Genomic DNA, 13,510 nt, shown 5'->3' with positions numbered 1-13,510 from the left:
TTTCCTCCATTTCCGCACATTCTTTGTGCAAGCCCTATTTATTTTCCTGTATCTTACTTACTAAGGTTTCTTCCTTCAGCCAGGTGCTGATTGCTCCCTCTGCTTCAATGCAGATAGCCGAAGCTGCCAGACCCGCTCTGGTCTTTTCCTCAAGACTTAAGCCTCTCACTGTCGCCCAGGCTGCTGCCGCCATAAAAGCATCACCACAGCCGGTACTGTTGACCACCTTGCATTCCATACATGGAAGCTGTAAAGTTTCTTCTGCGTCTACTGAAAGTACACCCTTATTACTTAGAGAAATATAGGCCTCCTTAACACCCTTTTTCAAAAGCTCCTGTGAAGCTTTTTTAAGGCTTTCCTCCGAATTAATCATAATTCCGGTCAGGGTTTCTAACTCCAGGCGGTTTGGCTTAATTCCATAAAGCTTATCCAATACCGGAAGCAGCTTCCTTGTCTTTGCTGCTGATACCGGCTCTGCCAGAATCGGTACGCTGCAATGCCTGGCAAGAAATAAAATTGCCTCCTCTGTCAGGTTCGCGTCAATCACCAGAAGCTCTCCCCGGTTAATTACAGGCAGCTTTGTCTCCAGATATTCAGGAGTCAGAAGTCGGTACAAATCCATTTCATTGACCGCAACCTCCATCTCTCCCTTTTCATTATTCACACAAAGATAGGTGGATGTATTTTCTCCCGGTGCTACCAGGGTATGTTTCATCCCAATCCCCAGCTCCCGGCAGCTTCGCATAATTTCCTGTCCATAGAGGTCATCCCCCAGAACCGTAATGAATTCCACCTGCTCACCCAGGCGGCAGAGATTTTCTGCAATATTACGCCCAACGCCTCCACGGCTGATGCTGATACGTCCAGGATTACTGTCTCCCATCAAAAGCGATGATGCCGGCGTTCCCGATATATCCATATTGGCCCCGCCAATAACCGTAATATAGCTTTCCTCAGAGACTACATAGCCCTTTCCCTTTATCTTTCCCTTTTTCATCAGATTGGAAATATGGACAGCTACGGAAGAACGGGTAATGTTGGCACGGTCAGCTATCTCCTGCTGGGAAATCATCGGATTCTCTTTAATCCATTCAAAGATTTCCTCCTCGCGTCCTGTCATATTCTCGCCTCCCTATTTAAGCTTTTGTTTATTTTATAAACTTGTGTTTATATATTATCATATGTTTCCTCTTTTTGCAATTCCTATTTAGTATTTTATATCCTTTAATACATCGCAGAAATCAAAGGTAGCAAAATAATCCTTTGGCGTCTCCGGGCGGCGAATCAGCTGTACACTGCCATCCTCCTTTAAAAGCAGCTCTGCATGCTTTAGCTTTCCATTATAATTGTATCCCATTGCATAGCCATGGGCACCAGTATCGTGAAGCACAAGGTAATCTCCTACGTTAATTTCCGGCAGCATTCGCTCTACTGCAAACTTATCATTATTTTCGCAAAGAGAGCCGGTTACATCATAAAAATGCTCACAAGGCTCATTTTCCTTTCCAAGCACGGTAATATGATGATATGCTCCATACATAGCTGGACGCATCAGGTCTACTGCACAGGCATCCAGACCAATATATTCTCTGTAGGTATGCTTTTCATGAATTGCCCGGGCTACCAGACAGCCATAGGGTGCCAGCATAAAACGTCCAAGCTCAGTAAACAATGCAATATTTCCAAGTCCTGCCGGCACTAAAATCTCCTCGAATTTTTCTCTTACCCCTTCACCAATAACCATAATATCATTTGGCTTCTGATCCGGATAATACGGTACACCAATGCCACCGGAAAGATTGATATACTCAAGGCTTATGCCGGTCTTTTCTTTAATTTCTACTGCCAGCTCGAATAAAATCCGTGCCAGCTCCGGATAATAGTCATTGGATACTGTATTACTTGCCAGGAAAGAATGTACTCCAAAATGCTTTGCCCCCATTCTTTTAAGGCGAAGAAAACCTTCTAAAAGCTGGTTCTTTTTAAAGCCATATTTTGCTTCTCCCGGTGTATCCATAATATCCGTTCCCATGCCAAAGACGCCGCCCGGGTTATACCGGCAGAAAATTGTCTCCGGAATACCGGTCAGCTTCTCCAGAAAATCAATATGGGTATAGTCATCCAGATTTATGTACGCTCCCAGCTCATAGGCCTTTTTATATTCCTCCGGCGGTGTTACATTGGAAGAAAACATAATATCATGTCCGGTAAGACCTACTGCCTCAGAAAGCATCAGCTCCGTTAAGGAGGAACAGTCTGCTCCACACCCTTCTTCCTTTAATATTTTGAGCAGAAATGGATTGGGCGTTGCCTTGACTGCAAAGTACTCCCTAAATCCCTTGTTCCAGGCAAAGGCCTGGTTAAGCTTTCGCGCATTCTCCCGGATGCCCTTTTCATCGTAAAGATGGAAAGGCGTTGGATAGGTCTTTGTAATTTCTTTTACCTGCTCTAAGGTTACAAATGGTGTCTTCATGATGTCCTCCTTTTTCAATTCTTTTTTAGGTGTTACTATAGCACTAAATTCTTATCAATGCAAGATTTTTTTCTTGCGTTTGCGTATTTTTTCCAATTATGTTATACTTCAAAAAGTGATTATTTTTAATGGTATAAAGCTATGGAGGAAGAATATGGAACAGTATACCGGAAGTCAAATTGTAGTTCTGGAGGGACTGGAGGCTGTCCGCAAGCGCCCTGGTATGTATATCGGAAGCACTGGCAGTCGCGGTCTTCATCATTTAATATGGGAGATTTTGGATAATGGCATCGATGAGCATCTTGCCGGCTTCTGCTCCCAGATAGATATTACCCTGCAAAGGGACGGCGGCATTACCATTCGCGATTATGGCCGTGGAGTCCCGGTGGATATCCACCCGACAAAAAAAATACCTACTGTCCGGGTGGTTTACACGATCCTGCACGCCGGAGGCAAATTTGGTGGCAGTGCCTATAAGGTATCCGGCGGTCTTCACGGTGTAGGTGCATCCGTTGTAAATGCCCTTTCTACCAAAATGATTGTCGAAATACGAAGAGACGGACATATCTACCGTGATGAATACGAAAATGGCGGTCATCCGACCGTGAAGCTGGAAAATGGTCTTTTGCCTGTTGTGGGGAAATGCAATAAATCTGACACCGGAACCAAGGTAACCTTTTACCCGGATGACACTATTTTTGAAACCACAGAATTTAAGCCGGAAACCATCAAAAAGAAATTAAAGGAAATGGCTTTTTTAAATAAGAATCTTTCTCTTCATTTTGTCGATGAAATAAATGAAGAGGACATTACCTATCATGAAGTCGATGGTATTAAAAGCTTCGTTGCTTACTTAAACCGTGATGCAGAGCTTCTTCACAGTGAAGTAGTCTATGCCGAGGGAAAAAGCGGTGATATTGAGGTAGAACTGGCCTTTCAATATACCACCAGCTTTTCCGAGCAGATTAATGCGTACTGCAACCGTATCAACGTTGTAGACGGCGGCACTCTGGTTACCGGCTTTAAAACAGCCCTGACCCGCGTTATGAACCAGTACGCAAGAGAGCTGGGTGTTCTAAAGGAAAAGGACGAAAACTTTGATGGCAAAGACATCCGTAATGGGCTGGTAGCCATTGTTTCTATCAAGCACCCGGATCCGCAGTTTGAAGGTCAGACCAAAACCAAGCTTGGCAACACCGATGCCAAAAGTGCAGTAGAGGATGTATTTACCCAGGAGGTACAACGATACTTCGATAAAAACGTAGAAGAATTAAAGAAAATCCTGGATAATTCCATGAAATCCTACAATGCCAGAAAGGCCGGTGATAAGGCAAGAAATGCCGTATTAAAGCAATTAAATGATGTAGATACCCGAAGCAAGCTGGCATCCTGTTCTTCTAAGAAGCCGGAGGAATGTGAGGTTTACATTGTCGAGGGTGATTCTGCGGGAGGTACGGTAAAAACTGCCAGAAACCGCCGTACTCAGGCTGTTCTTCCGCTGCGTGGAAAAATTCTTAATGTGGAAAAGGCTACTCTGGAAAAAATACTTTTAAATAATGAAATCAAATCCATGATTGCCTCCTTCGGCTGTGGTATCGGAGATGATTTTGATATCAATAAGCTCCGCTATGATAAGATTATTATTCTGACCGATGCCGATGTCGACGGAGCCCACATCAGCACTCTGCTTTTAACCTTCTTCTACCGGTTTATGCCGGAGCTGATTAACGAAGGTAAGATTTACCGTGGTCTTCCACCACTTTACCGGGTGGAATACGAAGCCACCGACAAGAAGAAAAAGAAAAAAGAAGCCCGGTACATTTTCAATGATTTTGAGCTGGAAAAGTTTAAAAAGATACCGGGAAATAAAATATTAAACGTGCAGCGTTACAAAGGGCTTGGTGAAATGGATGCCGAGCAGCTCTGGGAAACTACGCTGAATCCGGAAACCCGTATTCTCGCTCAGGTATCCATCAGCGACACCGTAGAGGCTGATGAGATTACTACCACTTTGATGAGCAGCAATGTCCCTCCTAGACGTCAGTTTATTATGGAGGAAGCAAAGTACGCAAGACTTGATATTTAGAAAGGATAAGCTATGAGTAAGACACAGGAAAATATTATACAGCTGGATTTTTCAGAGGAAATGAAAACCTCTTACCGCGATTATGCCATGAGCGTTATTATCGCCAGAGCCCTGCCGGATGTGCGGGATGGTTTAAAGCCGGTCCAAAGAAGAATCCTTTTTGCAATGAACGAGCTGGGACTGTCTCCGGACAAGCCACACCGTAAAAGTGCCAGAATCGTCGGCGATACCATGGGTAAATATCATCCTCATGGTGACAGCTCCATCTACGATGCCCTGGTGCATATGACCGAGGATTACTCTCTTTCACTGCCTTTAGTAGACGGTCATGGAAACTTCGGCTCCATCGACGGTGATGGTGCAGCTGCCATGCGATATACCGAAGCCCGTCTTTCCTCTGCTGCCATGACCATGCTTTCCCACCTGGATAAGGGGCTGGTGGAATTTCTTCCAAACTTTGATGAAAGCGAGCAGGAACCGGCAGTGCTGCCTTCTATGCTTCCAAATCTTTTGATTAACGGAACTACCGGTATCGCTGTAGGCATGGCAACCAACATTCCTCCTCATAATCCGGGCGAGGTCATCGACGGTGCTATTGCCTGTCTGGATAATCCCGATATTTCTCTGGAAAAGCTGATGCACTATATTCCGGGTCCGGATTTTCCAACTGGTGGCATTATCGTCAATGAAGAGGCAATCAAGGATATTTATGCCATCGGCGAGGGTCGCCTTAAAATCCGTGCTAAAACAGAGCTTGAAAAAGGAGACTATGGTAGAACCAATATTATTATCACCGAGATTCCTTATACTACCGCCGGCAACAAAACCAAGCTGGTAGAAAGCCTCTCTGCACTGATGAAAGACAAGGTTTTCGATGAAATCTACGATGTGCGGGACGAGTCCTCCAAGGAGGGTATCCGCATTGTAATTGAAGTAAAAAAAGACCGTGATGTAGAAAACCTCTTAAATGGCCTGTATAAAAAAACCACTATGGAGGATACCTACAGTGTTAATCTCCTTGCTGTCAAGGAACAGCAGCCGATTACCTTCAGCCTTCCAGCTATGCTCCGTGAATTTATCGGTTTCCAGGAGATTCTTTATACAAAGGAATACGAATATCAGCTAAAAAAAGCCCGAAACCGGTTGGAAATCGTCGATGGTCTTATCCGGGCAACGGATGTTATTGACCTGATTATTGAAATTCTCCGTGGAAGCTCTTCCGTTAAGCAGGCGAAGGCATGCTTAACAGAAGGAAATATCACGGATATCCATTTTAAATCCTATGAGTCCAAGCTGGAGGCTACCCGGATGAATTTCACTGAACGTCAGGCAGATGCCATCCTCTCTATGCCCCTTTCCAAATTAATTGGTCTGGAAATTTTAAAGCTTCATGAGGAAGGAGATTCCCTGACTGCTGCGATTGCGGAATATGAAAAAATTCTTGGTGATAAAAAAGAGCTTCATAGACAGATTAAGCTCCGCTTAAAGGAATACAAAAAACAATTTTCCTATCCAAGACGAACACAGCTTACGAACATTGAAAATACAGCCTATGTGGAAGAGGTAAAGATTGAGGAGATTAATATATTAATCGACCGCTTCGGCTATACCAAATCCTTAGATACACCTTCCCTTTCCCGTGTCAACGAGGATACCCTTAAGGAATATGCTCACATTGTAACGATGCAAAATACCGACCGCCTCTGTCTGTTTACAGCCCAGGGTAATATGTACCAGGTCAAGGCCTCTTCTATCCCACGCTGTAAGATTAAGGATAAGGGTACACTAATTCATACACTATGCAAGGTGGATAAGGAGGATATCCTTCTTTATTCCTCCTTTGAAGCGCTTTTTGAAAGTCAGCTTTTATTTACTACAAAGAATGGCTTTATCAAGCTGGTATCCGGTGCTGAATTTGAAACTAACCGTTCTGTCATTGCCTCTACCAAGCTTGATAAGGAAGATGAAATTGCAGGTATTACACAGCTTTCTGCCAGTGACATTCTTTCCGGTAACTGCAAGGTTATTTTAATTACCCAAAGCCACCTTTCCCTGGGGTTTCCTCTGGAGGAGGTATCAGAGCTCAAAAAGACCAGCCGCGGTGTCAAAGCCATTACATTGGAAAAGGAAGATTTCGTTGCCTTTTCTACCTGCCTTCCAGCGGATACCGAAACCTTCCTATGGGACGGTAAAATCCTCAATGCAAAAAAAATCCGCAATCGAAAACGCGGAGCTAAGGGACAAAGGGCCCAATTAACTTGAAGAAAAATTAGTTAAAATAGCTGATAACGATTTTAAAAAGAGTTGCCGCTTTAACGAACAAAAATTCTTAAATCGGCAACCCTTTTTTATGCTTTCCAAACGCAATAGGACATTTACGCTTCATAAGGACGAAGATATTTCAAGTGAATCTTTTTGGATCTCTTCCAGTTTCTCATAAACCCGCAGCATTTCTCCCACACTCCATGCCTGTGCAAAGCACCCCTTCCCATCCACAGGAAATTTACCATCATAGATTTCCGGAAGCTGTCCGACACATCCCTGTATTAACATAGGAACTAGTGCATTTAACTGTTCTTTTACATATCTGGCGGCCTCCTTAGAATATCCATGTACCTTAAGATAAGAAAGATAATATGCCCCCATAGGGTATATCCATACCGTTCCCTGGTGGTATGCCATATCACGCTCCTTTTGCACTCCACTATAAGCTTCGCGAAATTCCGGATCCTCTATTGCCAGAGTTCTGATTCCACAGGAGGTATAAAGTCTTTGATACACCGTATCAATTACACTTTTCTCCTGCTCTGGCGTAAGCATGGTAAAGCTTTGAGCTACCGCCCAAAGCTGATTGCAGCGTAGCTGCTCTTCTGCTCTCCCTCCACACAAAACATCCCTTAAATACCCTCTTTCTTGTATAAAAAATTTCTCTCTAAAAGAATGCCTCACCTTTTCAGATAATTCCAGATAATCTTTTTTTTCAAACCCAAATTCTGCTGCCAGTGTATCCATGATTCGCAGTGCATTATACCAGTAAGCATTGATTTCTACCGGCTTTCCATGCCGGGGTGTAGGAAGTATCCCCTCCACACACACATCCATCCATGTCACCTGGTCTAAGCCCTCTCCTGCAAAAATAAGACCATCCTCATCCATCCGAATCCCATGATGGGTTCCCTGGCGATAGCAGGCAATAATATGCTCCATTTTCCTCCATGCGTCTTTTACAAAGGCTTTATCTCCAGTTTTTATATAATACTGCCATATACAGTCAAGAAGTAAAAGTGCTGCGTCGGCTGTATTATATAGAGGCTCCTCTCCCCCTTCCGGAAAAAGATTCGGAATAAGGCCGTCTCTTTCATAGGTCAAAAAGGTTTTTAAAATACTTTTTGCCTCTTCAAATCTGCCTGTAGAAAGGGTCAACCCTGGAAGTGCAATCATGGTATCTCTTCCCCAATCACTAAACAAAGGATAGCCAGCCAAAATTGTCTTTCCCTTCGTAGAATCTCTTCTGACTATAAAATCATCACCACGGATTGCTAATTCTCTGGCAACAGGATCTGAAAATTTCAGAGCTTCCTCAAGGCTTTCCTGGTATCTAACCGTTTCCTTTAGGATTTCTTCACCGGAAAGTGGAAGCTCCTCTACAGAAAATACTATTTCCAGACTTACAATCTCCTGCGGCTTTACTTCTTTCAAAATTGAAAAACAACAGGCACACAATCCCTTTCCCGGTCTTCCATCCTTCTCATCCTCTGGATAGGAAAGTAGCTGCCAAAATGTTTCCTTCTCTTCTATTCTTCCATTCGTTCGAACAAACATGGAATACTTTCCGTCTGTCACCCTTCCCTTCCTGTAGGAAATCTCTTTTTCTTCCTGCAATGCTTCTTCCTTGGGTGCAAATTTTAAGAAGGGCTCCACACAGAACACTGCTATATCCGGGGAACGATTTTCTAACGTGTAAAGCACTGCTACTGTATTCTTTTCCCGTCCTATAGCCAATATCTTTTTTACGGAAACTCCCTCTATATGGTAATTCCAGCTCGGAACTCTTTCATAGGAAACATAGGAAATATATCGAAACCCCTCTTCCTTCGGTGTTTCATCTGCAAACTCCTGCGTAGATAATATCCTTTTCTCTTCTCCCATCTGCAATGATTCTCTCATCCGATGCACCTTGGTAATTCTCTCATTGGGCGCCTTGGCTGCTGCCACAAGAATTCCCTGATCACACCGTAATACAGAAGCTGCTGCTGTCACAGAAGAATAGCCTCCCAAACCATTGGTGAGCAAAAAGCAATTCTCCTGTGCTCTTCGTAGATTCGAAAAATCCTGTCTGCCAAATACATATTTTTTCATTTTTAATCAATTCCTTTACCTATTACCCACACAACCAGCAACAGCATCGGATATGCCAAATACCTTACCTTTCTATTCAAATTCCCCTCTTCCCCATTATAAAAATAATTTACCATAACGCCCATAGGGGAGACTAAGAAAAATGGAGAAACAAGGCTACATAGTGCTGCTGCCAGGGCGGTAGCCAGATTCCGATAGGCTGGCTTTTCCTTAAAAATCCAAAAAACAGAGATAAGAAATATAAGACATCCTCCGTGCTCTATGCGAAACATCAAACACCAGCCAGCTGCCGCCAGAGTCAGAGTAATCCTAACTACTATATTCTTCAGTGACTTTTTCTGATATTGTTGGTAAAACCAAAGCATAAGCAAACCAAAGAAAATTCCAAATACGGGATTTTTCTTTTCCCAGCCTAGGATTTTTCCTCCCAGGACAAGATGATAAGGTATTTCACTAAGCATTGCTACGCCTAGCACCCAAAGCATATCATACTTCAAATCTTCTGCATGCAGAATCTTTTCTATACTGAGAAGTGCAAAAATCGGTACAGCACAGGTCTCTATCCCTTGTAAAAAAAGTGCTCCCGATGCCAGCCACATAATATGACGGTTATCCTCCATTGACTGTAAAAGCTCCTGATTCGAAATTGTACCAATTCCCAGGACCCTGTTCTGAAGAAGGCCTCTCCCAAGCAGTCCAAGGGTAAGAAATATCATTCCCAAAAGAAAAATCTCGCCTCTATCCAGTCCTTTTTTCCTTAAAGCCCTTTGCTTATCCATAAATATTACCCCTTAACGGCTCCACCCATTGCTTCTCTATAGAATCGCTGGGTAACCATAAACAGGATTGCAATTGGAATGGAAACCAGAACCGCACCTGCACAGAAACGTACAAACCATGTGTCCACATATTCCTTTTCTAACATATTCCACAAACCTATGGATACCGTAAAATATTTTGATTCTGTACGAACAATAACCTTTGCAAATACGAAATCTATCCATGGTGTCATAAAGGAAGTAATAATCTGATATACAATCATCGGCTTACTAAGGGGCAGGGTAATCTTTGTAAAAATCTTCCATCTTGTACATCCATCCAAAGCTGCTGCTTCATCCAATGCCTTTGGAATAGTATCCATATACCCCTTCATAACATAAAACTGCGTTCCGGCACCTGCTGAGAAAACAATAATCAGCGCCAATGGAATTTTGTTACCTTCCGTCATTCCCAATGCCTTTAAAATAAAGTATACGGCTATCATGGTCATAAAGCCCGGGAACAGATTTAAAATCATCGCCATATTCATATAAGGCTTACGCATTTTCCATTTCAAGCGGCTGGTACAATACGCTACAGACAATACAAAAAAGGTACTAATCACGCAGGTAAAGCATGCAATCACAAAAGTATTCATAAACATTCTTGGGAAATTCATAACACTAAATTCTGTAAATAGTGCTTTATAATTATTTAACGTATACTGTGTTGGCAGGAAGGTACTGATAAACTGCCCCTTTCCATCCCGGAAGGATTGCATAACAAGCCATAAGAAAGGAAGCATCCATATAATACAAACAATTATCAGAAAAATATAAATTGCGATATCTCCTGCCATTCTTTTCTGACGCATTCCGCCTTTTTTCATTTTAGCCATTATTTTAATACCTCCTCATCTTTGTAAGAACCGCTGTTTCGATACGTGATTAAAGAAATAACAGTCAACACAATAAAGGTAAAAATACCGATTACAGCACCAATGTTATATTTTTGCTGGTCTACTGAAAGCTTATACAGCCACGTTACCAGAAGGTCTGTCGCACCCGCTGTATTTCCTACCGCTACAGGCTCACCTCTTGTCAAGAGATAAATGACATTAAAGTTATTAATATTTCCAGTAAACTGTGTAATCAGATAAGGTGTCAGCACAAACAGCATATAAGGCAGTGTAATATGTACAAACTGCTGCACCACATTTGCTCCATCAATACGTGAGGACTCATACTGCTCCTCAGGAATATTCTGTAAAATACCTGTTACCTGCATAATGGTATATGGAATACCAATCCACAGATTAACAATAATAACCATAACTCTCGCCCATGTAGCATCTGTCAGGAACGGAAGCTTAGAATAACCATTATTCATCAGCATACGGTTGATGATCCCTTCCGGCTGCATCATGGAACGGATCACCATCAGTGAAACGAACTGCGGCACAGCGATAGTCATAGAAAGACAGCCTCTCCACAAGCCTTTCAATTTAATAGACTTACGGTTAATAACCATTGCCATAAGTGTTCCGAAAATAAAGTTTAAGAACGTTGCAAAAATCGCCCACACAATCGTCCAGCCAAGAACACTCCAAAATTGCTTACCCACCGTAGAGTTTGCAGAAAACAAAATTTCAAAGTTCTGAAGGCCCACCCAATCAAACAACACCAGATGATCGCCTTCTTTAGAATAGTTCGTAAAAGCCATACAAATCATGTACAAAAGAGGCAGAATTGTAAAAATAAGCAGACAGGTAAATGGTGTTGCCATTAAAAGCTTATGCACATTTTCATCAAAAAGAGACTTCACATCTTCCATAAATCCCGGTATATGTTTTTGGTTCCTCTTGCTGTCTAATGCTTTATAGCCGCTGCACACAGACGTCCGCCAAATAATGATAAATACAATAATAATGCAAATAGACGCAATTCCATAAAGCAGAATTAATTGGGAATTATCCCCTTGAATATATTCATAAATCCCCTTGTCATCATTCCATATTTCCTGCATAGGGCGGTCTCCCAGGCTTGGAAGCATGGAAATCCAATAAAATCCACCATTTGACATTACTAAAAAGTAAATTACAGCAATTTCAATTGCCAGAAACAGGAAGCCCTTAATTAGCTGTCCCATAGCAATATTTCCAAGTCCCATAATCAGACAGGAAAGCCAGACAATTGGATTACCATTTTTTAACGCACTGATTAGCGAATCAGGATTCACCTTTTTCGAAAGAGCAGGCGTCTTTTTTTTCAGTTGTTTCTTTACCACACCATCAACTCCCTTCTCTATTTAAAAAGGCGGCAGTCAGAACTATCTAACCACCGCCAGTGCCTTCTCTCTAAACGTATCCGTCCAAATTACAGCCCAGTATTGTTAATAGCTTCGTTCCAGAGCTCGGTCTTTTCTGCTGCATTTTTTGCAGTAATTTCATTATTTGCAAGACCTTTACCCATGGACTCTGCATTTGACCAGTAAGCACCCATTTCAGAGATAGATGGCTGAAGAATAGATGTGTTTGCAATTGTAGCGTCCTGTGCAAGGGCAGCAGGATTGCCTACAAATTCATCAGTAGCAAGGAGTGCTGTATTACACGGAACTACACCACCATTACGAAGCTCATAATGAAGTGCCTGCATATCAGAAGAGCCTAACCAGGCTGCTAAAGCATACGCCGCTTTCATGTTTTTGGAATTAGGGTTTACACCATATGCCTTAGAACCGGAGAAGGATTTCAGCTGTAATTCTTTGCCATCAATGGTAATGCATGGAAGGGAAGCTGCACCGTAGTTTTCACCAAGAGCTTCTGCTACATTGGCCGCATCCCATGTACCTGAAAAAATAGCTGCTACAGTACCATTGCGAAGTCCGTCAAGACCTTCACCACTGGCATCATCAATCAGCTTTCCACTGGCAATTGCTTCTGCAATATATGTAGTAGCTTTTGCACCCTGTTCGCCGCCAAAGGTAATTCCTGCAGCACCATCTGTACCATCACCGAACATTGTTCCGCCTACTGCGAAATAGAATGCCGGAAGATACCATGTATTTGTAACAGGGAATGCAACTGTGCCCTTATCCATCATAGTATCAAGAGATTTAATATCTTCTTCACTATATACGGATTTATCATAGTATAGGAACCATGTGTTCCCAGTGAAAGGTACACCGTAAACATTACCTTCTGCATCGGAAACAGATTTCACCATAGTTTCAGAGTTGGTAGCTTTTACCTCTTCTAATGTATCACCACCAAGCTTTGCGATGGCATTAGCCTCAATTAAAGTACCTAATTGGTCATTGGCAAACATATAAACATCTGCCGCGGCTGTCGGATCCTGTGTAACATTTTTCCCTGCATCACCTTCAGAGCATACACCAAATTCCCATGTAATATTCCATTCAGGATGTGCTTCTCCGAATTGTTTTGCAGCAACCTGAAGGAAACTATTATCATCCACCTGGTCTTCCTGTGGTCCCCATACTGTTAAAGTAATGTCTTCTACCTCCTGTTTCCCCTGTTCAGCCTCACTGCTTGTCTCTGTTTCTGCCTTTGTATCGGCAGAAGTTGTGTCCCCGCCGCCACATGCGGTAAGCACACCAGCTACCATTGTGCATATGAGCAGCATCGCAATTTTCTTTTTCATTTTTTCCCTCCTAAAAAAATAAATTTACCAACTACACCTTTGTAATTTTTTCCAAAAGTATGTATATATTTTACCTTAAAATTATCATATCGTCAACCTTGTCTTGTTTATAATCAGCTTTGAGGAATAAAAACTTTTCGCAAAGGGGCTGATTTCACATGACCAAGAAAG

The 13,510-nt window shown here is 42.5% G+C and carries 9 protein-coding genes; 2 read left to right on the top strand and 7 right to left on the bottom strand.

The features are described from left to right. Window positions 1–34: 34 nt before the first annotated feature. A complete protein-coding gene (locus ASU35_RS03800) occupies window positions 35–1,120 on the bottom strand; it encodes a PfkB family carbohydrate kinase (protein WP_058351732.1) in 1,086 nt (361 codons plus the stop codon). An 87-nt stretch (window positions 1,121–1,207) separates the two neighbouring features. Continuing rightward, window positions 1,208–2,476 (bottom strand): diaminopimelate decarboxylase, encoded by a 1,269-nt coding sequence (locus ASU35_RS03795; protein ID WP_058351775.1) that lies wholly within the window; start codon window positions 2,474–2,476, stop codon window positions 1,208–1,210. A 151-nt stretch (window positions 2,477–2,627) separates the two neighbouring features. Between ASU35_RS03795 and ASU35_RS03790 the strand changes: the two genes are divergently transcribed. Together ASU35_RS03790 and ASU35_RS03785 are read left to right on the top strand one after the other, a co-directional pair. Then, window positions 2,628–4,559, top strand: a complete 1,932-nt coding sequence (locus ASU35_RS03790; RefSeq protein ID WP_058351731.1) for a DNA gyrase/topoisomerase IV subunit B — start codon at window positions 2,628–2,630, stop codon at window positions 4,557–4,559. A gap of 12 nt (window positions 4,560–4,571) precedes the next feature. Then, on the top strand, window positions 4,572–6,821 hold the full coding sequence (locus ASU35_RS03785; RefSeq protein ID WP_058351730.1) for a DNA gyrase/topoisomerase IV subunit A: 2,250 nt from the start codon (window positions 4,572–4,574) through the stop codon (window positions 6,819–6,821). A gap of 120 nt (window positions 6,822–6,941) precedes the next feature. On the opposite strand, the gene ASU35_RS03780 is transcribed toward ASU35_RS03785, so the two are convergent. The 5 genes from ASU35_RS03780 to ASU35_RS03760 form a co-directional block, all read right to left on the bottom strand. Continuing rightward, a complete protein-coding gene (locus tag ASU35_RS03780) occupies window positions 6,942–8,918 on the bottom strand; it encodes an amylo-alpha-1,6-glucosidase (protein ID WP_058351729.1) in 1,977 nt (658 codons plus the stop codon). 2 nt (window positions 8,919–8,920) lie between these two features. Next, complete coding sequence (locus ASU35_RS03775; RefSeq protein WP_058351728.1) at window positions 8,921–9,697, bottom strand: TraX family protein; 777 nt, start codon at window positions 9,695–9,697, stop codon at window positions 8,921–8,923. Between the two features lie 5 nt (window positions 9,698–9,702). Then, window positions 9,703–10,575, bottom strand: coding sequence for a sugar ABC transporter permease (locus ASU35_RS03770; RefSeq protein ID WP_058351727.1), 873 nt, complete (start codon window positions 10,573–10,575; stop codon window positions 9,703–9,705). Further along, the gene (locus ASU35_RS03765; RefSeq protein WP_172794592.1) at window positions 10,575–11,963 is read right to left on the bottom strand and encodes a carbohydrate ABC transporter permease; all 1,389 of its coding nucleotides are present in this window, start codon (window positions 11,961–11,963) and stop codon (window positions 10,575–10,577) included. The genes ASU35_RS03770 and ASU35_RS03765 overlap by 1 nt, the downstream gene beginning before the upstream one ends. An 89-nt stretch (window positions 11,964–12,052) precedes the next feature. Then, entirely contained in the window at window positions 12,053–13,339 is a 1,287-nt protein-coding gene (locus ASU35_RS03760; protein ID WP_058351726.1) for an extracellular solute-binding protein, read from the bottom strand. Window positions 13,340–13,510: the final 171 nt, after the last annotated feature.

The sequence above is a fragment of the Acetivibrio ethanolgignens genome (genome assembly GCF_001461035.1).
Classification (GTDB): domain Bacteria; phylum Bacillota; class Clostridia; order Lachnospirales; family Lachnospiraceae; genus Velocimicrobium; species Velocimicrobium ethanolgignens.
The sequence above is the reverse complement of the archived record's forward strand: the minus strand, read 5'-3'. Positions and strand labels throughout refer to the sequence as shown.